General features: G+C 45.2%; 21 protein-coding genes. 11 read left to right on the plus strand and 10 right to left on the minus strand.

The features are described 5' to 3' along the window. Positions 1-41: 41 nt before the first annotated feature. The 3 genes from D7V92_RS13830 (at position 42) to D7V92_RS13840 (ending at position 1,981) form a co-directional block, all read left to right on the plus strand. Entirely contained in the window at positions 42-704 is a 663-nt protein-coding gene (locus D7V92_RS13830; RefSeq protein WP_121773107.1) for an MgtC/SapB family protein, read from the plus strand. Between the two features lie 63 nt (positions 705-767). Then, positions 768-1,409 carry a hypothetical protein gene (locus D7V92_RS13835; protein ID WP_005855249.1) on the plus strand — a complete coding sequence of 214 codons (642 nt, stop codon included), beginning with the start codon at positions 768-770 and terminating at the stop codon, positions 1,407-1,409. Beyond that, positions 1,406-1,981 carry a uracil-DNA glycosylase family protein gene (locus D7V92_RS13840; protein WP_009276808.1) on the plus strand — a complete coding sequence of 192 codons (576 nt, stop codon included), beginning with the start codon at positions 1,406-1,408 and terminating at the stop codon, positions 1,979-1,981. The genes D7V92_RS13835 and D7V92_RS13840 overlap by 4 nt, the downstream gene beginning before the upstream one ends. A 1,425-nt stretch (positions 1,982-3,406) precedes the next feature. Here D7V92_RS13840 and D7V92_RS13850 read toward each other — a convergent pair. From D7V92_RS13850 to D7V92_RS13875, 6 genes are all read right to left on the minus strand, one after another. After that, positions 3,407-4,255: a hypothetical protein gene (locus tag D7V92_RS13850; RefSeq protein ID WP_008774445.1), complete on the minus strand. Its 849-nt coding sequence runs from the start codon at positions 4,253-4,255 to the stop codon at positions 3,407-3,409. Between the two features lie 27 nt (positions 4,256-4,282). Continuing rightward, complete coding sequence (locus D7V92_RS13855; RefSeq protein ID WP_005855257.1) at positions 4,283-6,061, minus strand: RagB/SusD family nutrient uptake outer membrane protein; 1,779 nt, start codon at positions 6,059-6,061, stop codon at positions 4,283-4,285. Positions 6,062-6,073: 12 nt separating this feature from the next. Next, entirely contained in the window at positions 6,074-9,307 is a 3,234-nt protein-coding gene (locus tag D7V92_RS13860) for a TonB-dependent receptor (protein ID WP_009276810.1), read from the minus strand. 364 nt (positions 9,308-9,671) lie between these two features. Next, a complete protein-coding gene (locus tag D7V92_RS13865) occupies positions 9,672-10,550 on the minus strand; it encodes an AraC family transcriptional regulator (protein ID WP_009276811.1) in 879 nt (292 codons plus the stop codon). A gap of 18 nt (positions 10,551-10,568) precedes the next feature. Then, positions 10,569-12,767, minus strand: coding sequence for an alpha-galactosidase (locus D7V92_RS13870; RefSeq protein WP_005855262.1), 2,199 nt, complete (start codon positions 12,765-12,767; stop codon positions 10,569-10,571). 70 nt (positions 12,768-12,837) lie between these two features. Beyond that, entirely contained in the window at positions 12,838-14,331 is a 1,494-nt protein-coding gene (locus D7V92_RS13875) for an IMP dehydrogenase (RefSeq protein ID WP_005855263.1), read from the minus strand. A 160-nt stretch (positions 14,332-14,491) separates the two neighbouring features. On the opposite strand from D7V92_RS13875, the gene D7V92_RS13880 reads away from it, so the two are divergent. Continuing rightward, entirely contained in the window at positions 14,492-15,205 is a 714-nt protein-coding gene (locus D7V92_RS13880; RefSeq protein WP_121773108.1) for a pirin family protein, read from the plus strand. Positions 15,206-15,280: 75 nt separating this feature from the next. Here the strand turns inward: D7V92_RS13880 and D7V92_RS13885 are convergent, their stop codons facing one another. After that, a complete protein-coding gene (locus tag D7V92_RS13885) occupies positions 15,281-16,573 on the minus strand; it encodes a M64 family metallopeptidase (RefSeq protein ID WP_005865635.1) in 1,293 nt (430 codons plus the stop codon). Positions 16,574-16,743: 170 nt separating this feature from the next. Then, positions 16,744-17,376 carry a peroxiredoxin gene (locus D7V92_RS13890; RefSeq protein ID WP_008774437.1) on the minus strand — a complete coding sequence of 211 codons (633 nt, stop codon included), beginning with the start codon at positions 17,374-17,376 and terminating at the stop codon, positions 16,744-16,746. A 172-nt stretch (positions 17,377-17,548) separates the two neighbouring features. On the opposite strand from D7V92_RS13890, the gene D7V92_RS13895 reads away from it, so the two are divergent. The 5 genes from D7V92_RS13895 (at position 17,549) to D7V92_RS13915 (ending at position 23,332) form a co-directional block, all read left to right on the plus strand. Beyond that, positions 17,549-19,417 (plus strand): HAMP domain-containing sensor histidine kinase, encoded by a 1,869-nt coding sequence (locus D7V92_RS13895; protein WP_121773109.1) that lies wholly within the window; start codon positions 17,549-17,551, stop codon positions 19,415-19,417. A 170-nt stretch (positions 19,418-19,587) separates the two neighbouring features. Next, on the plus strand, positions 19,588-20,814 hold the full coding sequence (locus D7V92_RS13900) for a glycine betaine/L-proline ABC transporter ATP-binding protein (RefSeq protein ID WP_008781005.1): 1,227 nt from the start codon (positions 19,588-19,590) through the stop codon (positions 20,812-20,814). Continuing rightward, positions 20,811-21,644: a proline/glycine betaine ABC transporter permease gene (locus D7V92_RS13905; protein WP_005865644.1), complete on the plus strand. Its 834-nt coding sequence runs from the start codon at positions 20,811-20,813 to the stop codon at positions 21,642-21,644. Before D7V92_RS13900 ends, D7V92_RS13905 begins: the two co-directional genes overlap by 4 nt. A gap of 28 nt (positions 21,645-21,672) precedes the next feature. Then, complete coding sequence (locus D7V92_RS13910) at positions 21,673-22,566, plus strand: glycine betaine ABC transporter substrate-binding protein (RefSeq protein ID WP_005855279.1); 894 nt, start codon at positions 21,673-21,675, stop codon at positions 22,564-22,566. Further along, complete coding sequence (locus D7V92_RS13915; RefSeq protein ID WP_121773110.1) at positions 22,553-23,332, plus strand: GDSL-type esterase/lipase family protein; 780 nt, start codon at positions 22,553-22,555, stop codon at positions 23,330-23,332. The genes D7V92_RS13910 and D7V92_RS13915 overlap by 14 nt, the downstream gene beginning before the upstream one ends. An 82-nt stretch (positions 23,333-23,414) precedes the next feature. On the opposite strand, the gene D7V92_RS13920 is transcribed toward D7V92_RS13915, so the two are convergent. Both D7V92_RS13920 and D7V92_RS13925 read right to left on the minus strand, forming a co-directional pair. Next, a complete protein-coding gene (locus D7V92_RS13920; RefSeq protein ID WP_044547063.1) occupies positions 23,415-23,897 on the minus strand; it encodes a ferritin in 483 nt (160 codons plus the stop codon). An 87-nt stretch (positions 23,898-23,984) separates the two neighbouring features. After that, positions 23,985-24,413 (minus strand): Hsp20/alpha crystallin family protein, encoded by a 429-nt coding sequence (locus D7V92_RS13925; RefSeq protein WP_121773111.1) that lies wholly within the window; start codon positions 24,411-24,413, stop codon positions 23,985-23,987. Between the two features lie 348 nt (positions 24,414-24,761). Between D7V92_RS13925 and D7V92_RS13930 the strand changes: the two genes are divergently transcribed. Together D7V92_RS13930 and D7V92_RS13935 are read left to right on the plus strand one after the other, a co-directional pair. After that, a complete protein-coding gene (locus D7V92_RS13930) occupies positions 24,762-26,225 on the plus strand; it encodes a DUF4153 domain-containing protein (protein ID WP_121773112.1) in 1,464 nt (487 codons plus the stop codon). 6 nt (positions 26,226-26,231) lie between these two features. Further along, the gene (locus tag D7V92_RS13935; protein WP_121773113.1) at positions 26,232-26,858 is read left to right on the plus strand and encodes an NUDIX hydrolase N-terminal domain-containing protein; all 627 of its coding nucleotides are present in this window, start codon (positions 26,232-26,234) and stop codon (positions 26,856-26,858) included. Positions 26,859-26,879: the final 21 nt, after the last annotated feature.

The following is a 26,879-nucleotide window of genomic DNA, read 5'->3' on the forward strand; positions in this document are numbered from 1 at the left end:
AATTCCTATCTTTCGGGGTAAAACCTAAAAGATCGTTGATTATGATGTGGGATTTCATACTAAGACTTTTCGTGGCAGGTATTCTGGGCGCCGTTGTCGGGCTAGACCGTGAGTACCGTGCGAAGGAGGCGGGTTACCGGACTCACTTCCTTGTTTCGTTGGGTAGCGCATTGATCATGGTTGTCTCCCAATATGGCTTCCAAGATGTCATCCTAGAGAATAGCGTAAGTCTCGATCCGAGCCGTGTGGCCGCCCAAGTGGTGAGTGGCATCGGTTTCATCGGGGCGGGTACGATCATCATCCAGAAACAATTCGTGCGGGGATTGACTACCGCCGCCGGCATCTGGGCGACCGCCGGTATCGGTCTGGCCGTCGGCTCAGGCATGTACGGGCTCGGTATCGCCGCCACTTTGTTGACGCTCGCCGGGCTGGAGCTGTTGAGCGTTATTTTTAAAAGCATCGGGATGCGAGGTTCCTTGGTGGTATTCTCTACCTCCGACAAGGAGGCGATCAACCGGATCGCCCGTGTTATCTACGAGAAAGGTTTCCTATTGGTAAGCTATGACATGAAAAGACTGGGGCATCAGGAGAAGGACGAGTACGTCGTCAGCATCGTGTTGAAGGCCCGTAAAAACACGGAGGAAAGTCCACTGTTGCTATTGATGGAGCAATTTCCGGAGGTTACGGTGGAGAGAATTGAATAGTTATTCTGTATTGGCGGTAAGTTTTCGTATATTCGCGGCTCGAAACTATTTAATAATCGTACGATGAATTTTATCTCTAAGCTATTCAAGAAGAACGTATCTGAGGCGGAAGAGGCCGGCAAAGGTTCCGTGGAGGAGTTCGTATCTTTAATCCGTGTATATTATCAAGCCGTTATGGCCGTGAACTTGGGTATCACCAACTTGAACATGCTCGCCGATATGGCTTTGTTCAAACGCATGTTGAAGATACCGACCCAGAATAACAAATTGGGTGTCGCCGAGAAATCCCGTGTGCGCAAGGTGTTGATGGAGGATTACGGCCTAAGCGAGGCTTTCTTCAAGGAGATCGACAGCTCGGTGAAGAAGAACTGCAAGAACCAGAACGATATCAAGACGTATTTCTTCATGTTCCAAGGTTTCTGCAATGACTTGTTCAACTTGCTTGGTAATCTGATGCAGTGGAAGTTCCGCTTCTCCATGCTGGTGAAGAAGTTGCTGTATAATATGACGACGAAGACGGTTCACGATATCTTGACCAAGTCCGAGTGGAAGGATATCAGCGTGCAGAAGGCCGCGTGGAGCGTGCGTAAGTATGCCGAGAAACTAGGCTACTCCGAGCAATGGATCACGGACTTCGTGTATAACGTCGTGCTTCTGGCGAAAGAGGATCAGAAGAAGGAACTCAAAAAGAACAAGGAAGCATGACCACCGAGCTGCATCCGCTAGGTTTCTTCCTCCCGGAGAATACGAGATTGCTGATGCTGGGAAGTTTCCCGCCTCCAAGAGCTCGTTGGAGCATGGATTTTTATTACCCGAATATTCAGAATGATATGTGGCGTATCCTTGGCTTGATTTTCTATGGGAACAAGGATGCGTTCCTGCGAGACAAGAAGGCGTTCAGCGAGGAGAAGGCGAAGGCTTTCTGCCGGGAAAAGGGGATCGGGATCGGTGATACCGCCATGGAGGTGATCCGCTTGAAAGCAAATGCCTCCGATAAGTTCCTTGAGGTGGTACGGCCGATCGATCCGGAAAAGGTCTTGTCCCAGATACCGGAATGCGTGGCGATCGTGGTAACCGGGCAGAAAGCGATGGATACCCTCCTCTCCGTATTGCCCGGCACGGAGGAGCCTAAAGTGGGCTTCTCGTCGGAATTTTCTTGTATGGGAAGGACGATGAGGCTGTTCCGTATGCCTTCATCCTCTAGAGCTTATCCGAGGCCGTTGGAGGAGAAGGCCGCCGTTTACCGGGGGATGTTTGAGACGTTGGGGATGGTGTGAGGCAAGTCTGCCATACAGCATTCCTCGTTTACGCCCCACCTCTTCAAGGAGTGCGGTAAGCTCGGAAACGTCCTATCTGAATGATGTCCAATTATCTCTTTCGTGTATATACATATTTTAAGTACTTGATGCGACATTAGAACAGGAGAAACGCTGCGATATTTGCGACGTTATTCAGTTTAAAACGTCCGATTATGGAGTTTAATGCACGAACTTATTTTCAGTAAGGTACAGTTGTAGCATCTTATCGCCGTAAGATGTATGATCTTACTGTTGTAGGATGTATGATATTACCGTTGTAAGATGTATCATCTTTCACGGATACTTGACATCTCCTTGTCTTGCGTCTTTTAGCAAAGTGACAGTTTGTAAATTTAAGTCATGGAGAATCGATTCTTTCGGGTAAAGGTAAGGTATGCTCCCGAAAACGAAAGAAAAAAACGACAATCGATTGGTTGATAGGCTAATGTTGAATAACGGCCTTTTATTCTAGCGGAATTTATTCATCGTATTTCATGTTTTGGGGGCAGGAAGGGAAGAAAAACGGTGCTACAATAGGGTTATAACAGGGTAAGAATGCCCATTCGCGACTACTCATAACCCTATTCTTGACTACTTACGATGCCCAACGGCAGTATCGGCGTTGCCTAATACGACTAGTTACGCAGGCTTCCGGCACCTATTGTGTGTGGAAAACGCTGTATTTTAACAAAAAGGGGTGCTTATTGCTACTGCTTTCTCGCTATTTCGCTAGGTTTGGAAAATAGGTGTGTCAAGGTAAATGCTCTATGGAAATCAAAAAGATGGCCGGAGAGCGGTTTGGTTGACGGAAGGATATTTGCAGGGCGAGTACCGTGTAAGATAAAAAGAGAGGAGACGGAACGATAAACGCTCCGCCCCTCTTATATAACAAGAATGAATGAATTATTGGGATAATCTCATCATAAAATATTGCTAGTGAGATACATCTTCTTCATTTATCCGATCAGAGATACTCAATGTCACGGAGAACATTGAGTATCGTGATATTCATTTTTAGATCAATTATTTACGTAAAATCCAATATGCCCAGTTGCGCCGCTAAAAGTTATGACAGATCCTACTTGAACTGTAGATCCATTACAAGAGACTCTATATCCCTTATCTATGGAAACAACTTTATACTTTCCATGTTCAACAAAGTAAACCCATGGACCTCCACTATAAAAACCACTGGTGATAGTATATTCCATGAAATTTTGATCTTCAATAACCATTGATATATGGGCGTCCTGATTTTGAGCTGTAACGTACATTTTTGAATACCCTTCTCTTTCTGCGGCATAGGAAGGTGATGGACCATTTACGTCAGCATTGATATTAATAACAGTTGTTGTTAATAGTGCAATATAGAATGAATAATACTTTCTTCATGATATATTTTCTTTATTTTCTTGTTTTAAAATTCCAGAACCAAGCCTCTCCCCAATCACCTGCGCCGGGTTTCGGAGCCGCTAGTTTAAGATGCTCACCATCCGCTTCCAAGATGTGATATTCATATTGAGGAGCGAAGGTATCATCAGTGTCTCCCATTTTCACCAGTCCTAATAAAGGAATGGTTCCGGTGAACGTTAATGTACCTTGATCCCAACCTTCTTTGGCTACAGCGGATAAGTCCCATGCGATTGTTCCGGATTGACCGCGGCTGGTTTCTACTTTCTTGCCAGCCAAGGTAAAAGTCATCCAACCTTCTAACCCATCTTTGGCATATCCTTTCTCAGTACATTGTTGGTCGATGTCTGTGGCTTGAACTTGCCACCATTCCGGACCTGTGCTTTCCATATAAGCACCATTTCCCCAAAGGCCGTTGCTGGCATCTGTATCCCAAACCCAAGTTACAGAATTATACTCCGGTCCGAATAATCCTTCATAAATAGAAGGCACATCCACATACTCGGAGATCGTCACATCGTTAGAGAAAGAGGTGATGGAGCCGTCTTGGTTCATAGCCCGGACGGTCAAGCTCGTGAGGGGAGGAGTGCCAATGATGGAACCCTCGGTTCCGGTGGCTAGGATGGCCCCGTCTTGATCCAATACCTGTACCGTCAGTGTGGGATTGGTGGAGAAGGTGAACTTGTTTTGTCCGGCCGTCGTTTGCGTAAGCGCTACACGGGCTTGCAGATCCGCCTCGGTTAAGTTGGCGGATATGCCCGGATCACTTTCTGTGATTGGGTCGCAGGAAACCATCATTCCTGCGATCAATGCCATTGCTATATAATATATATTCTTTATCATGATTGTATATTCTGAATTAAAAGGTTATTAATTAGCCCAGCCATTGTACTCGGCGTCCGCTCCCCAACCTTCGTTCTGCTGGAGTTCACTGGAGAGTGAGATTTGGCTCTCAGGTATCTTCATGAAACCGGCGGAGGTGTTGTAGCGGGAGGCGTAACCACCATTTTGCGCCTTGTTCGTGGCAGGATTACCTGCGATGTAGATAGGCGTACCTATCTGTTTCTGCAAGGCCGCGGCGGCAATGTGCCAGCGGCGGATGTCGTTCCAACGGGTACCCTCCAAAGCTAATTCCCAACGGCGCTCGTTTTGCAGAGCTTGGAGCGAGTAGCCGATAGCCGGAAGGCCGGCACGCTCCCGCACCTTATTCATACCGGTGGCATCTCCCTTGAGCTCGGATTGCATCAAGAGAACGTCAGCGAAGCGGATCAATACCAAGTCGTGGATGTTGTCCAAGGCTTGGTTATTCGCGCCTTGCGTCCAGCCATCGATTCCGTACATCTCGTTCTCGAAGGTCTTGAAGTAGCCACTCTCGTCATTGGATGTCTTGCATGCGACAGGAGACCATTTCATGGCATAGTAGTCCGTTTCCTGTACGAAGTCCGCCCAACCGCCTTTGTTATAAGCGGGTAATTTGTCCGTACGATATACGGAAGCGTCGCGACGCATGTCATTTGGTTCTGCGCTTGCCCAATCGTTCACGAAATTCGGTGCTACAGGCCCGGCTCCCCAACCTTGTCCGAAGGGGAAGGTATTTGCTACGTCTTGATCTCCGCGAAGACCGAAATGAAGCGCGTAACCATTGGCGAAAGCGATGGTAGTATTCCAACTGGCCAGCTTATTGAACTTGATGGCGAACATAGATTCCGGGTTGACGGCGTTATCATCCTCTACCCATTTCAATCCTTTTCCGGCGGTGTATTCGAAATCGTTCACCGTGCAACGGTTCGTGTAAGCCCAAAGGCTACGGAAGTCGGATGCTAAGGAATATCCGGAATTGTTCACGCAATCATCGATATAAGAGATCACTTGATCCTTCGTAAGGGTAGAGCCGTCGGCCAAGGTGACGGAGGTCAGCGGGTTGTAAGTGGCGCTGGTCAAGGCGGCTATATCTTCGCCATTCCCGTACATGCCGGTGTAGAACAACCAAGCACGGCCTAACATGGCCTCGGCGGTGTACTTGTCGACGTGTCCTGCCTCAAGGGATGACGTACCTCCACGCCATGCGGGCATGATGTCGGCGGCTGTCTTAAGGTCTAGCAAGATCTGTCCCCAGATCTCGGCGGGGCTTGCCTGTGGCACGTCGCTTGTCTGGGATGTAGTGATTAGGGGTACACGATTGTACATCGAGGCTAGCTCGTAGTAGAAATAGGCACGCATGAAGAGAGCCTCGCCCATCAATTGGTTACGTGCTTCCGTGGAAGGAAAGTCCGGACAGTTATCCAAGGTCTCTATGGCGCTGTTGGCACGGAATACGCCGGCATAACGGTCTTTCCAGAACTGGCGGGTCATGTCGGACTGATAGTTGCAGAGCAGGTCCATGGCCTGCATCAGCTTGTCGTTCGAGCCGCCCCCGCCTAGCGCGTCATCGCTGGCTAGTTGGGCGTAATAAAGGAACGATCTCTCGGGGTTGGCGCAAACGGATGCCATGCTGGCGTAAACGCCTGCTATCATTTGCTGGGCATCGTCGTACGACTCCGGGAATGTAGCGGTTGTCTTCTCTGTGTAATTGGTCGTGTCGAGCATGTCCTCACAACTGGAGAAGGCTACGGCAGCGCCCATACATATTGCATATATTAACTTTTTCATGTTGCTTTTCTCTTAAAATTTAATGTTAACACCTACCATATAAGTTCTGGGTGAAGGATAAGAACCTAAGTCGATACCTCTTGCCCAAGGATTGTCCTCGCGGTAACTATCGTTCGTACCGATTTCGGGGTCCATACCCTTGTATCCCGTGAAGGTGAAGAGGTTCTGGGCGCTTACGTACAGACGTAATTGCGGTAGTGGGCAGTTCTTCCATAGGTTCTTGAAGTCGTAGCCCAAAGTAACGTTCTGGATGCGGAAATAGCTGGCGTCTTCCACGAAGATATCGGATATCTGTTGGAAGTTGACACCTGTGTTACCCGGAACCAGACGAGGATAACGATTGGAGGTTCCCTCACCATGCCAGTACTCAAATACCTCGGAGGTGTAATTCTCCACGTTGCCGTCGGTAAACTTACGATAAGAGCGCATATTTTGTTGTCCGAAGGCCCCATAGGTGGTTACCGCTAAATCGAATCCTTTGTAACCAACGTTGAAGCTTAGACCCATCGTGATATCCGGGTGCGGGTTGCCGACTTCGGTCTTGTCGTCCTCGTTGATCACGCCGTCGCCATTCACGTCTACGAATTTCAAGTCGCCCGGTTGGATGGAGCTACCTTGCAGGGAGTTGGCTGCGTTGCCTTTACAGTTCTTATCCAGATAAGCCTGCACGTCGTCGGCGTTTTGCATGACACCTTCCGTTTTATAGGCCCAGAAATAACCGATCGGGTGTCCTACTTCCATACGGGATACAGGACGTGTGTTCTCGGCCAGTACCTTGTCCGGACCTAGGATGTAACCGTCTTTGTTGTTGATCTGCGTAACCTCGTTCTTGTTATGGGCAAGGTTTAGGTTCACGCCATACGTCCAGTCGCCCTTCTGGTCGTTCCAGCCTAAGCCGATCTCGACACCTTTATTTTCCACGGTACCGCCGTTGATATAGGGAGCGTTCGTTCCGTAAGAGTCTAGGATCGGGGCAACGATCAACAGGTCCTTGGTTTTCTTGTTGTACCAATCGAAGTTCAAGCTCAATCGGCCGCTTAGGAAACGGGCGTCCAGACCAAGGTCTAGCTGCTCGGAAGTCTCCCATGTCACGTCCTCGTTCGGCATGATGCTGGCATAACCGCCTTGCGTGGCCGTACCCTTGTTGTTGCCGAAGGAATATTGTCCGAGGTGGTCGAACGCTACGGTCGAGAAATATTGGAAGTTATCGATATTACAGTTACCGTTCTGACCCCAGCTGGCACGGATCTTCAAGAAGTCCATCCAGTCGTGCGTGCTTTCCATGAAATCTTCATTGCTCACGACCCAACCAGCCGATACGGAAGGGAATGTACCCCAGCGTTTACCACGGGCGAAGTTCGAGGAACCATCCGTACGTAAGATCACGCTAGCCATGTATTTCTCGTTGAAGTTATAGTTGATACGTCCGAAGAATGACGCTAAGGCGTTATCCCCTGTCGGATATCCTTTGGCTGAGGTAGGCTGAGAAGCCATGCTATTGCTGATATAAGCCCGGTCCCAGTCGGAGAACAGAAGGTCGTTCGCCGTTGCCTCCAGATACTCACCCATACCGAAACCGCTCTTCTTGAAGGATTGACCGACTAATACATCGAAGTTGTGTTTCTCGATGTTGAAGGTGTAGCTAAGCGTATTCTCGATCTGCCAGTCCCAACCAGTCGTCATGTTCTGGGTAACCTCATTGGTTAGTTTTTGATCGGTAGAGGTTAGTTTATAAGCCGGACTGTAGCCACGGTAAGAGCTGGAGTTCTGTTTGTAGCTGACCTGTCCTTTATAGACGAGTCCCTTGATTGGTTGTACCTTCAAGTAGCCAACCATAGTTAATCCGTAGTTTTTGCTCTTGTTGTTTCCACGGGAGGAGTTGACCATTGCGGCGATCGGGTTACTCGTATAAGAGTTGTAGTTGAACCAACCGGCCTTGTTCAAGTCGTCATACATATAGTAATCCCCGTTCTCGTTATAGATAGGAACCAGCGGGTTGGCACGTAACATCCAAGAGATGTCGTTACCGTATTGATTACCCTCGGAGATACCGGAAGATTCATTATGATTATAGTACAGGTTCTCGCCGAATGTGATGATATCCAAGTCACCCTCTTTCCACAAAATATGTTCAGAGTTCATGCGAACCGTGAAACGTTGGTAGTCGGAAGCGACCGGCTTGCCTAGCGTACCTTCCTGTTTCGTGTAGGATACACCCGTGGAGAATTTGGAGCGTTCCGTACCACCGGCCAAGTTCAGGGAGTGGCTGGTAGTGATGGCGTTCTTGTTGCGGATTGCGTCAAGCCAGTTGGTACCCTCATCCTCGCCGCTCATGTAACGGTTGTACTGTTCTTGTGACATGTAATTCGTCCACGTGTAAGGTTGGTTACCCGTGTTGAAGTTCAGTTGGTCCATGACTGCCATGTATTCCTTTGCATTCAGCAAGTCCGGCATCTTATATACGTTCTGGAAACCTACATAGCCGTCGTAACTAACCTGTAATTTACCCTGTTTGCCCTGCTTTGTCGTGATCAATACAACACCGTTGGCCGCACGTGAACCGTAGATCGCAGCGGAAGCGGCATCTTTCAATACGTCTAAGCTCTCGATATCGGCGGGACTTAAGGAATTGATGTCGCCTTCGACGCCATCAATAATGTATAGCGGAGTCGTGCTGCCGTTCGTTCCGGCACCACGAATGTTGATATCGAAACTCTTACCCGGCTGGCCGGAGTTCGCTACGATATTGACGCCCGGGCTTTGGCTCTGCAAGGCACCTAGCGGGTTTGTCGTGTTTAATTTTTGGATATTCTCTCCCTTTACTTGAAGGGTAGCACCTGTCACCAACTTTTTCTTTTGTACACCATAACCTACTACCACTACCTCGTCCAAACTCTGTGAGTCCTCTTTCAAGGTGATCTGTAAGTCGGATGTTTGGGCGGTTACGGGAATCTCTTGGGTCATATAACCGATGTAGGAGATCTCTATGATAGAGCCGGGGGCGGCCTCTAAGCTGAACTTACCATCCAAATCGGTTATCACTCCGTTTGTCGTTCCCTTTACGATAACATTGGCACCGATGACTTCCATTCCTGTTGCGTCTTTCACGGTACCAGTGATTCTTTTTGTTTGTTGCATGACTTCCATCGAAGTACTAGGGGCGGCTAACATTTGTGGTATGCCACCTAGCTGGAAGGCCATACATGCGCCTAAAAACAGCGTCGTTTTCTTAATTGTTGAATTCATTATTTTTTACATTAAATCATATAAGGCTAAACTAAAATTCATTTACTCAATAGGGTCATTAGCGGTTAACTGCTAAAAACATTAGATTTTCGGTCCTTCCTCATAGGCAATTGTTTTTTGTTGTTAATATGTATTGTTAATTTCTGTCGCAAAATTACGTCGGATCCCAAGTGCGTTCAAATACTATTTTATCCAAGAATAATACTTTTTTGCCGGAGTGTATTTTTAACACATCGATGGGGTAGCCGTAGGCATGAAAGCCTTTGTGACTGGTCGCAAAGATAGATGTGTGAAGGAAAAGAGAAGGGGGGATTTTGTATAGAAATAGGGGGGGATATGTATTTATCTCTGTTAAAAAGGTCTCTTATACAATGATTTTTGTCTTTTTGTAGTTATCCCGGAACTCTTTGGGAGAGCAGTTTTTCTTTTTCTTAAAGATACGGTTGAAGTTCGAGAGGTTATTGAAGCCGCAGTCATAACAAATCTCCGCGATGGATCGTTGCGTGTCCACCAGCATGCGGGCGGCGTAACCGATACGGATATCGGTGATATAGTCGGAGAGGGTCTTCCCGGTCCTCAACTTGAAGAAACGGCTGAAAGCGGAAGGGGCCATACCTACGAGTTCCGCCAGTTGGTTTAGGCGGATATCCTGTTGGTATCGTTCGTTAATGTAATTTTGTACTTTCTGGATACGACGGCTCTCGGAATGGATATCTGTTATTTTAGCGAATGAGGAGCTGGCCAATACTTTGTAGTTCTCCTCGACAGAAAGCTCATATAAGATGGTTAAGAAGTTGATGACCGCATAAAAGCTTTGCTCCTCGGAAACCAGCTTTTCCAGTAAATGGTAAACCTTCAGGATGGAAGACATCGGGAAACTGATGCCGCATTGGGCTTTCTCCAACATTTTCCGGATACTGTTGAATTGGTTTTTCTCCAATAGATTCTTCCCGAAGAGATCGGGAGAGAACTGGATCGTGATCTCATGGATCAAAGGCGATTTACATGCGTTCTGCTCCCAGACATGCTCCAGTTCTTTCCCGGTTATCAATACTAACTCGTATTCTCCGATCACTTCCGCAGAGTCACCGACCACACGCCTTACCCCCGGAGCGTGCTCAATGAAATTGAGCTCGTACTCCGAGTGGCAATGGATCGGATAGGTAAATTCTGTCTTACGCCGGTCTACGATGTAAAAGCAGTCCTTTTCCGATAGTGGGGTTATCTCGCGGATAATGTCCATTCTCTGTTGACAATTTAGTTAGTGAGCCTCGGTCAGCTCTATGACCTTGCTATGGGCATGAGCCGTAGAGAACACGTTCATTCCTATTTTCATCAAGAAATCTCCGCTGAAGGTACCTCCGTCGGTAACCAAGGTCGATTTCTGGCCCGGCATGAGGTTTATCTCTTGTACCTTATATTTCTTATTCGGGTCCAATCCTTGTAGCTTTACGGGGAAAGTCTTTTCTCCGAAGCGAGGGTGGATATCATAAGCGAATAGGACGGATTTGCTTTTTGCCTTATCCACGTACATCACGGATGAATGGTTGGTATCGTAAGGGGAGACTAGACGGTACAGATCGCCGTCGAGGATCGTGCCCTTTAGACGTTTGTAGTTGGCAACTGCTTCTTGGCAGTATTTCATCTCGTCATCGTTCATTTCCTTCAAGCTGATATCGAAGCCCATCTTACACATCATGGCCACGTCGGTACGGAACTTGATAGAGGTATTCTTGTTCCAGCTAGTCACGTGGGCGCACATTGCCTTTGCCGGGAAGAACTGGGAGAATCCCCATTGGATATACAAACGCTCGATCGGATCGGTGTTGTCGCTGCACCAGAATTCCGTGAAATATTTCAATGCCTCGTAATCACAGCGGGCACCCCCACCGGAGCAAAGCATGATCGGTAGGTGAGGGTATTTCTCGGCTACCCGTTTGAATACGTTATAGACACCTCGTACATGGTCGATATACAATTGATTCTGCTTCTCTTTAAGATAGGGGGAATAGACATTGGTAATCGGGCTGTTGCAATCCCATTTGAAGAAAGCCAGATCCGGATTCTCGATCATGATATTATCCACCACGCTGAATACATAATCCTGTACTTTCGGGTTGCTTAAGTCTAAGACAAGTTGATTGCGATAGTAATAGGTCTCACGATTCGGTAGATGGATCGCCCAGTCCGGGTGTTTCTCGAAAAGTTCGCTCTTGGGGTTTACCATCTCCGGCTCGATCCAGATACCGAATTTCACGCCGGCATCTTTAGCGACCTGCACCAGATGAGGAATGCCGTTTGGCAACTTATCGTGTGTAACCTCCCAATCGCCCAATCCGGCCTTATCGTTTTGACGAGGGTATTTATTAGCGAACCAACCATCATCCAGCAAAAACATATCTACACCTAGATGCTTGGCTTCTTTCATTAGTTCCTCCAATTTCTTCTCGTTGAAATTGAAACCGGTCGATTCCCAGTTGTTCAGTAGGGTAAGTCGATCGCCTTTACCATCCTTGATCTGGTAATTACGTGCCCAATCATGGATATCACGACTGGCTTTTCCGGTTCCTTGGTTACTCAACGTAAAGATAAACTCAGGGGTGACGAACCATTCGTTCGGTTTCAATTCATAGGCGGACGCATAGGGATTGATGCCGGAGATGACACGAAGGTTACCGGCGTTGTCCACCTCGAACGTAAAGCGGTAGTTTCCAGTCCAACCTATCGTTCCCATTAAAACATCTCCTGTATTCTCGCTGGCCGGGGCACCTAACCCAATCTCAAAAAACGGGTAAGCGTGCATGGCGGCACGGGAGCCTAGTTTCGTATCGATAATCTTTTTCCCGAATTTCAAGTCTTGGCTGCTCATCTGTACTTCTTTGGCCCAGTCACCGCTAAACTCGGTCAATACATAGCGAGGACTCTCGAAATAAAGCATATTGGAAGCGTATTGGGTAATCGTGACCGGTTTTTTCTCCATATGACGAATCTCAGTCCAAGCCTTGATCACGTTTTCTTTAGCGAAGGTTACATAATGTAATTTAGCCTCCACTGGGTATACATCGTCTTTCAGGGAGATAATTGTCTCCGTAACGTTATTGTCTAGTTTCTTAGATTCGCTGGAAACATACTTGAATATGCTAGTCATGTTTCCGTCGTTATGCTGGATGGCGAAAGCTGGTTCGAAATAATCTTCCGCTCCTGAGCAAGGATATACTTCCCATCCACGGGTTGATACGCTGCCATCCGTTCCGGCTTGGATATTCCATGAGAGGTTCTCAAATTCGGATTCGTTTACTAATTTATTCCCTAGATAAGTTTGGTAGAGCCGTCCATTGGGGGCTACTTGTAAAATCAAGTCCGTCTCATTGGTTGAGATTAAGATCATCTTTTGATCGGCGGCTTTTACGAATGGCAAACAAAAACACAAAAGGATAACTGTAAGTAATAGATTTTTCATGGTAAATTATTTGAATGTGTAAATAGTAGAGACGTAGCGTGCCACGCCTCTACTAGAATACATATTGTAATTAATTCTGCTCTTTCAGGATCACGTCGTGAGCGCCACCCTCAACGATACTCGTAGAGGAGACAAGCGTGATCTTGGCATGCTGCTGCAACTCTTGGATAGAGATGGAACCACAGCTACACATCGTAGCGATCATCTTACCCAATGTTACGTTTAAATTATCTTTCAATTTTCCGGCATACGGTACATAGCTGTCCACGCCTTCCTCGAATTTCAAGGATTCGTTCCCACCCATGTCATAGCGCTGCCAGTTCTTCGCACGGTTAGAGCCCTCACCCCAATACTCCTTCACGAAGTTGTTTCCGATTTTCATCTTCTTCGTAGGCGACTCGTCGAAGCGGGCGAAATAACGGCCCATCATCAAGAAATCGGCACCCATAGCCAACGCCAATACCATATGGTAATCGTGTACCAGACCACCATCGCTACAGATAGGGATATAAACGCCGTGTCTTTTGAAATACTCGTCACGAGCTTTCGCTACGTCGATCAAGGCGGTAGCCTGTCCGCGACCGATACCTTTCTGCTCACGGGTGATACAGATGGAACCACCACCGATACCTACCTTGATGAAATCCGCTCCGGCGTCAGCCAAGTAGTTGAAACCATCTTGGTCAACCACGTTTCCGGCACCAACCAGTACCTTGTCTCCGTAGGTATCCTTGATCCAGTGCAAGGTCTCGTACTGCCATTCGGAATAGCCGTCGGAAGAGTCGATACACAATACGTCAACGCCAGCCTCTACCAATGCCGGAACACGTTCCTTATAGTCGCGGGTGTTGATACCGGCACCTACTAATAATTTCTTATCACCGCCGGATAACTCTTTCGGGTTCTCACGGTGGCTATCGTAGTCCTTGCGGAATACGAAGTATTGAAGCTTCTGATCCTTGTCGATGATTGGCAATGTATTCAACTTATGATCCCAGATAATCTGGTTCGCCTCTTTCAAGGTCATGCCTAGCTCGCCAACGATTAGTTTAGCGAACGGGGTCATGAAATCTTTCACCTTCATGTCGATCGGGTCTTTGCCTTCACGGTAATCGCGACTGGTTACCATACCTAGCAATTTGCCGTTAGGCGTACCATCATCTGTCACACCAATCGTAGAATGTTCTGTCCGGCGGACTAGCTCAAGCACGTCGGCCAAGGTATTCTCGGGCGTAAGGTTAGAGTCGCTGATAACAAATCCGGCCTTGAATTTCTTTACTTTGCGAACCATATCCGCTTGGCTCTCGATCGGTTGCGAGCCGAAGATGAAGGAAAGTCCTCCGTTGCGAGCCAACTCGATTGCCAGTTTAGGGCCGGAAACCGATTGCATGATCGCTGAAACGAAAGGAATATTTAATTCAATAGCGGATTTCTCGCCAGACTTGAATTTCACAAGCGGCGTTTTCAATGAAACGTTTGCGGGAATACATTCTTTGGTGGTTAAACCGGGAATAAGTAAATACTCACCAAATGTTCTCGATACATCGTTTAAGTAGATTGCCATAAGATTTTATATTTACAGGATGAGTTTTTTTAATTGTGCAAAAGTAGCGATTTCTGTTCATATATGAATCACATGTTTACATGAAATGTTCGAAATATGCGTCCCGCAACATTTATAGTTATGGATTTGTTATTAATGTAGATTTAAAAAGGAGGAAAATATGAGAGTTGTAGTTGATAAGGCTCAATCCAGAGGGTATGCGAATCACGGTTGGTTGAAAACACATCACACGTTTAGTTTTGCTAATTATTACAATCCGGAAAGGGTTCATTTCGGGATGCTACGTGTATTGAATGATGATTCCGTGGCGCCGGGTGAGGGATTCGATATGCATCCACATAAGAATATGGAGGTTATCTCCATCCCGTTAAAGGGATATTTACGCCATGGGGATAGCATAAAGAATAGCGAGGTGATTACGCCGGGAGATATTCAGGTGATGAGCGCCGGTACCGGTATCGTGCATAGTGAGTTCAACGACAGCGGTAATGAACAATTGGAGTTCTTGCAAATATGGGTATTTCCCCGTGAGGAGAATACCAAGCCTCATTATGCCAGTTATGACGTGCGTCCGGTTACTTCGGAAAAGAATAAGTTGTCCTTGATCATCGCTCCGGATGGTAGCGCTCCTGCGTCGATCAACCAAGACGCTTGGTTCTCTTTAGGAAACCTAGATGCCGGTCAAGTAAAGGAGTATAAGCTACATAGTAAAAATAATGGGGTTTATTTATTCGTGATCGACGGAGAGGGGGAGGTAAGTAATACGATCCTGTCTAAGCGTGACGGGGCCGGATTCTGGGAAACCGAAAGCATTACGATAGAAGTCTTGAAGCACGCTAAAATTCTTTTGATAGAAGTTCCGATGATGAAATAAATGTTGATAGGTTAGTGCTAGCGGGTATCTTAATAGTTGATGTAACAAAGCTATTAGGGTACCCGCTCTTTCTTTTTAATGTTTTATCGGTTTATCCGTGAAGTAATCGATCATCTGTAAGATCGCCCGGCTACAAGCTGGACAGAATGGAGCGTAATCACGCATCATACAGTGATCCATCGGGCGATAAATGCCTTTAGCGATGTAACCGCCTCCCTCGAATACGCCTGCCTTATCCTTATGGGCGTCATCTAATGGGGTAGGTATCGGTGTATTAGTCGGTAGAAGATCTTTCCATTTAGCATCGAAGTTAACCAAGGTCGTGATGTTCGGTTCCCAAGGCTCGTACTTCAAATTATAAAAATCTTGATAAGCGACCTCGGAACTGAAGTATTCATCGGCTAGGCCGGCGAAACTATGTCCGAACTCGTGAACGAATACGACCGGGGTACGTGGGTTATCGGCGGTTCCCATGGCATAAAAATTATACATACCGCCACCACCGTAAGCGTCCGTGTTTACCAAGATGAAGATTGCGTCGCAAGGAGCGTTCCATACGGCGTCACGTATAGATTTCATATCCGGGGTGGTTAAATAGCGATCTACCCCAAACGTATAATAGCCGGAATTCAATGCGGTATTCTTGAATATACCTTTACCGGATACATCTGTTCCCGATTCTTCCGAAACGGCATCTACCGCCCAGACATTGAAATCTTCCCGGCGAGTGTCATAAGGCGGGGTTTTAAACAATGCCTCCGTAAAACGTTTGGCATCAGCTACGAATTTCTCTTGCTCATCCGCCGTATAACCTTCCGCTAAGAATACGAGGTCTACTTTCCCGGAGGAATCCCCGTTATATTGGATTTTTGTGATCCGGTTTTCCTTGAGTTTCCCCCGGTCAATAAAAATACTGGCCGGATCAATCTCTTGTTTCAATAAAGGATGGAACTGCATGTCGGCCTTGTCTCTTGCCGTAATCTCAATGATGACAGGAGCTTTCGGATAGGGGATAGAGATGCTATTTGTCCAAGATTGTGTCTCGGTCTTCGCTTGCTCCGTACTTCTCCATTCTTCGAATAACGTATTGAATCCTCGTGAGTAGATCAACTCTTTACCGGCTTTATCATATACATTAATATAATACCCTCCATAACCAAACGGATCGATTAAGTTTTTGACCGGCCCCGCCCAGACAGGTTCTTCCCGGAGTTGTTGTATGGCGGCGGCTTGGAAATCCCAATTCCCACTCAATGCGAAATCAATCCGGAGACTTTTCTTCGTGAAGTGTTTTTCAAAATTAGTTTGCGCCAGACAAGTGAAACTGTAAAGAATGGCGAATAATAATAAGGTTATTCTTGCTCTCATAGATCTATAATATTTATCATGTGTCAACTTTATGACGCAAATGTATATTATTTTTTTATAGATTTACTATGATTAGCGTATTGTTTGGACATCTCGCATATCTCGGGAAAGTGTAAACGATTGTCTCAATAGTATAAAAAAGGGGGCCTAGCCCCCTTTCTTGCAATATATCAATGATGGCTTAAATAATTAGAGACTCCTGCGTTTGTCGCTTTCATGGCGTCTTTTCCTTTGGACCAATTTGCCGGGCAAACCTCGCCATATTCTTCGAAGTGCTGTAAGGCGTCGACCATACGGAGAGCCTCGTCTACGTTACGGCCTAATGGTAAATCGTTGATTACATAATGACGGATCAAGCCCTCTTTGTCAATCAGGAACAGACCCCGGTAAGCGACCGGATTTCCTCTGGAGATAAGTTCTCCACTTTCGTTCGTAATATAATCAGCGGCCAATACGCCAAAGTTTTCAGAGATGGTTTTGGAAAAATCGGATACGAGTGGATAAGTCACCCCATGGATACCTCCTTTATTCTTATCTTGGTTTAACCATGCGAAATGAGAAAATTGAGAATCGACGGAGCAACCAACCACCGCTACGTTACGTCTTTCGAATTCCTGTAACTTTTGTTGGAAGGCATGTAATTCTGTCGGGCAAACGAATGTAAAGTCCATCGGATAGAAAAACATGACTACATACTTCTTGCCTACATATTGTTCCAAAGAGAAATCCTCGATGATCTCATTGCCATTCACTACTGCCGGAGCGTGGAATTCCGGTGCCTTTTTACCTATTAATGCTTTCATATTATAATTAATTTGTTTGTTAAGTAACAAGCGTAAGTGAAGGTTTGTTGTTGCTTTTTAGTAAAGAGACTGATTTTCTTGTGAAATAGACCTAAAGTTTATGCTTTAAAATTTCTCTGATTTTCAAAGATTTTATTTCTTTGTAACTTATTGATGTTAATAAAGAAAGTATATGGAGGTTTCCGAGGTAAAACAGCGTTTGCTGACAGATTTTTTTACATATTATCCCATGGGAGGTGCTCTGTATGATAAAAACGGTGCGCTAATTGATATAAATAAGTCCTTAAACGAGAAATTTCCTTTTACGAATGAAGCGGACTTCTTATTAAATAATCTTTTTCGTACAGATTTGTTGACCGATCTTCAAAAACAATATCTGCGTGGGGGAAGCGTGGTTTCCGGTTCTTTGCCTGTACCGTATTCTATCATCCCCTCAATGCATGAGAATAGAGAGATTCTTGGATATACCTTATTATTAACGGGTAATCCGGCGGTCGGGCAGGAGGCAGCCGGTTATGACCGGGAATTGAAGGAATTGACGGACATGTCGCAAAAGATGGCGGAAGCGGTTCCTGATACGATCCTTTTGGTAAACAAGCAACTGGTTGTAGAGAGGATTATCGCTTATGCTATGGAGACTTGTATAACACCAGAGTCGATCAATCGGCGTATCGATGATCTTCCGGGTTTCATTTATCCGGATGAGACTAAGCGTCGTGTGGCTGCGATCGTGCAAAGTTGCTTGAATAAGTCGGAGATCATGAATTTAGATTTATCGATTCCGGGACATAACGCTCCGATCGTTTATTTTAAACTACGGTTGGTACCTGTACATGACCGGTATGTGATTATTTATATACGGAATGTATCGGAGCTCGTTGAGCAGGAGAAAGCGAATGAGGCGTTAAGCAGTAAGTTGTCCGAAAGTCGGATGATGATGGAGCTTGCTTTGCAGAATAGCAAGATTACGACTTATTCTTTTAATTTCAGCCGATTTAAGTCTTGCGATAAAGTACATTGTAACCGTTGTTTCCAGTTTTATGGCACGACCAATAGTTTATTGAAACGTAATCAGTTCATCTGTCAGGCTTTGCCGCAACTTCGTCACCCGGACGATTCTGGCGACTTTTTCTATCTATTCAATACGATCCGTACGAATAAATTGGATGAATATAAAATAGATTTTCGTCTAAAGAACGATGATAACACCTATCGGATCTATGAGGTGATCGGTAAGACGCATGAAAAGGATGAAAATGGTTTCCCGAATTTGATTGTTGGCTGTATGATCGATGATCAAGAACGATTGGAGTTTGAGGAAGACTTGATCTTAGCCAAGGAAAAAGCGGAGGAGGCGGATATGCTTAAGTCGACTTTCTTAGCGAATATGACCCATGAGATCCGTACACCGTTGAACGCTATTGTCGGTTTCTCTGATTTGTTAGGAGTGGAGGAGGATTCGGAATTGCGCCAAAATTATATTAGTTTAATCAAGATGAACAATGATTTACTTTTAAGTATAGTAAATGATGTTTTGGATATTTCCAGAATCGAGTCTGATATGATGACGTTTACTTATATGGATGTTTATTTACCTTCCTTTATGAAAGATCTATATAACTCCATACAATTACGTAGACCGGAAGGGGTGGAAATGACCTTGGATGCATGTCCCGATATCATATTTAATATAGATCGAAATCGATTATGGCAAATCTGCATGAATTTATTGACGAATGCGGTTAAGCATACTAAAAAAGGTCGTATTTGGTTTGGGTATACGCTTGAGGCTGAGGAGAAAATGATTAAGTTTTATGTTTCGGATACAGGTTGTGGCATTCCCAAGGATGAATTAGATAATATCTTTGCTCGGTTCGTGCAATTAAGCGATTTTGAGCAAGGAGTCGGATTGGGATTAGCAATTTGTAAAGGTCTGGTATTAAAAATGGGCGGTAATATTTCTGTGATGTCCGAAGAAGGATTTGGTTCTACATTTATTTTCACTTTACCTATGAAAAGACCCAATAGTTGGAAAAACTAGTGAACAATACTCTTTGAAATTCGGTTGTCTATATAAGAGATGATTTAGGTTGTAGTCAATTTCCATAATAAGCATTAACTTATATATGCTTTTGGTTTATGTTTTGCCATAAGAAATTCTGGACTTATGGCCTAATCTTTTTGTATCATACCAGTAATCAAAGATTTTATATGACGAAAATAGAAATAAAGAATTTATCTATTCTTTTCGGCCCGGAGAAAATGCGTGCGAAAAGAATGCTAGTAGCGGGAAAAAGTAAACAAAACATTTTGAAAGAAACGGGTTGCACGGTAGCTGTACGTAATGCGAACCTAAAGATTGAGGAAGGGGAGTTATTTGTGATAATGGGACTTTCCGGAAGTGGAAAATCTACGCTGTTACGTTGTATTAACCGATTGAACGAGCCCTCTTTGGGAGAAGTCTTTATCAACGGAAAAAACATAACGACTTCCTCGGATAAAGAATTATTGGATATACGGCGTAAGGAAATGGCTATGGTTTTCCAGCATTTTGGATTGCTGCCCCATCGCACGGTATTGAGTAATATCGCTTTTGGCTTGGAGTTACAAGGGGTTCCTAAAAAAGAAAGAGACCAGAAAGCTGTGGAAAGTGTAGCCCTAGTAGGGTTAAAAGGATACGAGAACCAGAAGGTTAGCGAGTTGTCTGGAGGTATGCAGCAACGTGTCGGATTGGCCCGTGCGATCGCAAATGATCCCGAGGTGCTCTTGATGGATGAGGCTTTTTCTGCCTTAGACCCATTGATCCGTGTACAGATGCAGGATGAGCTATTGAAACTACAAGAGAAGATGCAAAAAACGATCATCTTTATTACGCATGATCTTGACGAGGCGATTAAGTTGGGGGATCGTATCGCCATTATGAAAGACGGGGAGGTCGTGCAAGTAGGTACCCCTGAGGAGATCTTGACAGATCCGGCCAATCATTATGTCTCTAGATTTACGGAAAATGTAGATCGTGGACGTATCGTTACGGCCTCATCGATTATGATAACCCAGCCGGTTGTCGCTCGTATCCGTAAAGATGGCCCGGAGACCGTGTTGAGGAAAATGAAAGAGAAAAACTTATATGTATTGCCGGTCGTGGATGGGAATAGGCAATTTCTGGGCGAGGTTCGTTTGAAAGATGTCTTGGCTCTTCGGAAAGCAGGGAATCATGATCTCTCATCGATTGTGATGAAAGAGGTGCCTTCGGTTCTGGAAAACACGACGGTTGAGGATATGCTTCCTTTGTTACCGGAGATCCGGCAGGCCTTACCGGTCGTTAATGAGGCCAACCAATTGGCTGGCTTGGTTTCTACTTCATCGATTATAATCGAGATGACGGGGAAGGATAAAGAGGAAATAGATCAAATTGTTCAAAATGCGATAGAATTATGATAAATATAGGAAAATATATAGAGATTGCCATTAATTGGCTGACTGAGCATTTCGCTCGTTTTTTTGATGTGATAAATGATGGGGTCGGAGGATTTATCGATGCTTTTCAAGATGGGCTGACTTGGATTCCGTTTTATGTGATGATTTTGGGCTTGGCATTGTTGGCTTGGTTCAAGGCAGGAAAAGGAGTCGGCGTGTTCACGGCATTGGGTCTATTGTTAATTTACGGAATGGGTTTCTGGGTGGAAACGATGCAGACTTTGGCCTTGGTACTGTCTTCTACCATCATCGCCTTGATGATCGGAGTTCCGTTAGGAATTTGGACCGCACGCAGTGATCGGGCGGATAAGATCATCCATCCGGTCTTGGATTTGATGCAAACGATGCCGGCTTTCGTCTACTTGATACCAGCCGTTTTGTTTTTTGGTTTGGGACCGGTACCCGGCGCTTTCGCAACGGTGATTTTCGCCATGCCTCCGGTTGTACGGCTGACCGATCTGGGAATCCGTCAAGTCCCGGCCGATATTGTGGAGGCTACCCGCTCATTTGGCGCTACTTCCTCTCAGTTGCTTTATAAGGTGCAATTGCCATTGGCTTTGCCTACGATCATGACGGGAGTGAATCAAACGATCATGCTTTCACTTTCTATGGTAGTGATAGCGGCCATGATCTCGGCAGGAGGATTGGGTGAGATTGTCTTGCGAGGAATTACGCAAATGAAAATAGGTTTAGGTTTCGAAGGAGGTATAGCGGTCGTTATCTTGGCTATTATCTTGGACCGTATTACGCAGGGCTGGGCGAAAGGTAAAGTGAATAAACAAAAGAAATAAGAAACATAGAAAAGAAAGAAATAGATATATGAGACGATTTACGATTATTATTGGATGCTGTATGCTTTTAGTGACCTTACAATTTATTTTCAGTTGTGTGGATAGCAAGGATCGAAAGAAAATATCGATAGCGTACGCTAATTGGGCGGAGGGCATCGCTATGACCAACTTAGCCAAAGTGATATTAGAGGATCAAGGATATCGGGTAACATTAAAAAATGCGGATATCGCCCCGATCTTTACTTCTGTCGCTTCGGGAAAAGCGGATGTGTTCATGGATGCATGGTTACCGGTGACCCATGCGGATTATATGGAACAATACGGTGACCGGCTTGAGACACTCGGAACGGTTTATGAGCATGCGAAATTGGGCTTGGTAGTTCCGGAGTACGTTACCATTCGTTCCATCGAGGATTTGAATGCCCATAAAGATCAGTTTAAAGGTGAGATTATAGGGATCGATGCCGGCGCCGGTTTGATGAACTCGGCGGATAAGGCGGTTCAAGATTATTCTTTGGATTTTGATTTGAAATCTTCCAGTGGGGCTACGATGGTCGCTTTCTTGAAGAAATCGATTGATGCGAACGAATGGATCGTGGTTACCGGATGGACCCCTCATTGGATGTTCTCACGTTATCCGTTAAAATTCTTGGAAGACCCGAAAGAGGAATTTGGAGACTCGGAGCATATCGAGGTTATCGCTACGAAAGGATTCTCTGAGAAAGATCCATATGCAGCCTCTTTTTTCAAGAACTTTAAGTTAACCGATGAACAACTGAGCGAATTGATGTATTATATGGAAGACGGGACACGTACGGAATCGCGATCAGCCCGTGCTTGGCTTGAAAAACATCCTGAGATAATCAAATTATTCTTACCTTCGCAGGAGAATCAATTGAATGGGAGCCATGAGACAAATTAAGGGAGTCATATGTATTTTAATAAGTATCGTTATGTGTTGGTCTGCTTCAGCCGCAAACAATAAACGTTATGTGAATATCGTATTTATCGGGAATAGTATCACGTTTGGCGCCGGGTTACCGAAGCCTGTCCATGATGCGCCTCCTGTAAAGGCTGCGTTGTTTTTAAGCAAGTGCCCGGAAGTGGCTTCAGTCAAGTATTCCAATAGAGGACAGAGCGGATGCACTACCGTTGATTATTTGCCGGATACGAATACGCTTTTCCCGTGGGCCGTACGTGCTGCCGATAAATTTAAGGATGAGACTTGGGCGGATTTGGTATTCTCTATTATGCTGGGGACGAACGATAGCGCAATAGAAGGCACGAACGGCTGCCCGGTAGCGCCCGAGCGGTATTATGAGAATATGAAGACAATTATCAATCGCTTATTAGCTTTATACCCGAATTGCCGTATTGTGGTGCATCGTCCTTTATGGTATAGCCCGAATACGTATAATGGGGCTAAATATTTGGAAGAAGGCTTACGAAGGCTCCAAGATTATTATCCGCAAATACAACGATTAGTCGATTATTATGCGTCTCATTTTCCCGGACAAGTCTTTCTGGGAGATACGAAGGGATTTGATTACTTTAAGGAAAACCATTTGACAGATTTCCAAGCGGAGAAGGGTAACGCCAGAGTGTTCTATCTTCATCCGAATGAGAAAGGAGCAGTCCGGTTAGGCGAATTGTGGAGTGAGGCGATTCGTCAGGCTTTAGGGCTTTGACCTCTATAAAAAAGCCATGTCATCCCAAGAAGACGACATGGCTTTTTAGGCCCATTTATAGGCATGACAAGCAGGTATTCGTTTATCTTTTTCCTAATCGATGATCCATTAATACGGCATGATGTTCTCCGTATAATTTAAGTTTCTCGACAATATTTTTCGCTGTAGCCTCTTCCTCTACCTGTTCCCGGACGAAACCCCATAGGAAATCTTGTGTCGCCTTGTCTTTCTCTTCGGAAGCGATATCGACAATCTTGTCGATTGATCCGGATACATGCACCTCATGCTCGTAGATATGCTGGAAAATCTCCAACGGCTCTCCCCATGCTGTGGGAACGGAATTAATTACTCCGATCGTCACTTGTCCGCCACGCTTGATGGAGTAATCGATCATTTTATAGGCATGTTCAAGTTCCTCTTGCGATTGTTTTAACGTCCAATGCGCAAAACCATCCAGCCCTATCTGAGTGAAATGTACCGACATGGATAAATATAGGTTGGATGACCACATCTCCATGTTGATTTGCTCGTTTAGAGCATCTGATAATTTTCTGCTTAAAATCATAATGGCTTATTCTATTTTATGTTGTTTATAAATAGAACAAGCCATTATCGGTTTTGTTGAGTTTTTACGAAGGAAAGTGTATCGAGGTTATTTGATCTCGATTATTTTCTCGGCCATTTTAGCCTCTTCCTCAGTTCTTTTCGGTATGCTGATACTCAAGACGCCGTTCTCAACCTTCGCCTCAATCTTGTCTTTCTCTACATTGTCAGGCAAAACCATGGTTTGTTGGAACTTGCTATAAGAGAATTCGCGTCTCAGATAGCGTCCGTCTTTCTTATCCTCATTCTTTTCTTCTTTTTTCTCCATAGATACGACCAAGTTGTTGTTCTCATCGATCTTGATGTTGAAATCGTTCTTCGTCATACCGGGAGCGGCTACCTCAACTCGATAATCCTTATTGGATTCTATCACGTTGATGGCTGGAGCTGTAGAGTTTGCTTTTATCATCCAGTCGTTGTCAAATAAATCATTGAATACATACGGTAACCAATTTTGACTTCTTCTCATCGGTGTCATAATACAGTCCTCCAATTATTAGTTAAACATTCTATTTACTATTCTTATTTCTGAACTCGTCCTTTTTAATCTCGAATTCGCTATAGATACTTCAAATGGTATGCCAATCAGATAATGTGTGTGTTAACTCGGATGAAAGAGATTGAATAAGGTTTAACCCACGCATGGGGAACTTATGTTTCGGGGGATGCGGGTGCAGGGAATAATATCTTTTAGAAACTGGAATAAGATACAATGAAACGGGAATCTGTAATATTGGCATAATATACGTTATTTTGGCACGATAGAATGACGGACTGGATAATAACTTTTATCTTTAGACGTTTTTAATAGTAAATCGGTTCGTATATGAGAAAAAAGATAGAGCTGTTTGGACTGCGAATGAAAGCTGCGGTACAGAGCCATCCGGTAGAGGTGTCGCTTTCGGTTTTGGCCTGTGCGATGGGATGTTATGATTATGAAAGCGAGGGTAGTTTTTTCGACATGGTACTACAGTATATGCCAGTTGTTTTCTTGTTTGTTTATACCTTGAACAGGTGTTGCGCGAGGATGAGGAGACGTTTGTTGTATTATTTCTCGGCGTTGTTATGGATTCCTTTTTTAATGATGCCGGTAGAGCGATCTTTCTCTTCTACGCATCTGGTTTCGTTGATCATTGTGATACTCGTTTATTTGGGAAGTGGATGGATGAAAGATAACAAGCGCTTTGTGGAAAATACGCTTTTCTTTGTCCGGTCGCTTTTATATGCGGGCGGGCTTTCGGTGGTTATTTATCTGTTGTCCGGATCGATCTATAAGTCAATCCAATATATTTTCGAGATCTGGCAAGATGAGGCAGAAAGAATAATCGCTTATACGGCCTTTGTCGTTTTTAGCATCATTTTCCCACTATTGTTCTTGATGTTTAATGAACGAAGGGAGCGCTCTTGGCTTCCTTCCAAGAGCAAGCTATTTGATGTTTTGCTAAACTATGTGCTTTCTCCGGCATTGCTTATTTATGCGGTGATCTTGTATCTGTATTTTATTAAGATCGCTGTCCTGTGGTCATTGCCTAAGGGAACGGTTGCTTCTATAGTGGTAAGTTTTACTGCCGCCGCGTTTATATTAAAAGGATGTCAGGTTTTTCTTACCCGGAGGTATTACGATTGGTTTTATGATCATGCCAGCCTTGCCGTGTTTCCGGCGTTGGTGATGTTTTGGATAGGCACGCTTTATCGGATTCGTGAGTATGGGTTTACCGAACCAAGGGTTTATTTAGTTGTCGTGGGGTTGATATTGACCGGGGCTGCCGTTTTATTTTCCGTCAAACGTTGGGCATCTTATTTATACGTAGCCTGTTGGGCGATCCTTTTGCTGGCGAGCGTAACTTATATCCCGGGGATGACGGCCAAAAATATTGAACATATCTCCCAAATGTCTCGAAAAGATGATCCGATAAAGAAGTCTTGGGAGGTGGAGTATATTCATATTTCCTCGGATAAGCCGGTTGATATCCGGGGATATAATACAATGGCGAGCTTACGGAGTTATAAAATGAGCGATGCTGCTCGGTTAGTGGCGGAGAATGATACGATCGCGGTTTTCGATGAAGAGGATGTCTTGGTCTATCAAAAATCCTATGATGGTTTTTTGGACGGGCAATTGCGGAAAGTCGGGCTTTCGCGGCTGGCTCCTATCCCAGAGTCCGTCTATCCCGATCTTCTCCGGATCGATATGGATTCATCCGCCATTATTTTGGAGGCGATAGACTTGCGGAGAGATTCCGCCAATCATATTAACTATATCATAGGATCATGTTATCTAAAACAGTAAAATTGTATGTCTAGAAGTAAGGAATTGATTTTATTGGCCCAGCGTATCTGGGCCTTGTCTCAGACGGGGTTGGTTTATTCATTAAGCGAGTACGATACGGAACGTTATGAAGAGTTGAGCCGCCTAAGTGATGAGATAACGGCTCTGGCTACCGGATTGAAGCCCGATGATGTGGCGAGTGGTTACCGCCCGGCCCAAGAGTATGTAACCCCGAAAGTCGATATCCGTGCGGTTGTCTTTAACGAGAAAGACGAGATTTTGCTGGTCCGTGAGAAAATGGACGGATGTTGGTCGTTGCCCGGCGGATGGAGCGATGTGGGGTATTCCCCGAAAGAGGTAGCGGCGAAAGAGGTGAAAGAGGAGACGGGCTTGGATGTGCTTCCGGTCCGCTTGCTGGCCGTGATGGATATGAGCAAGCATCCGCATCCCGCTATACCTTATTATGTATATAAGTTTTTTATCCTTTGCGAGTTAAAGGGCGGATCGTTTACCGAGACTTTCGATATCTTGGGGAAAGGTTTCTTTGGATTGGAGGAGTTGCCCCCGTTGTCCTTGGAGCGTGTGCTGCCGGAGCAGATCCAACGGATGTATGCCTATTATAAGCATCCGGGCAAAGATGTTTATCTGGATTAAGGATACTTTTGTACCTTCGCG

The sequence above is a fragment of the Parabacteroides sp. CH2-D42-20 genome, assembly GCF_003670185.1.
Lineage (GTDB): Bacteria > Bacteroidota > Bacteroidia > Bacteroidales > Tannerellaceae > Parabacteroides > Parabacteroides distasonis.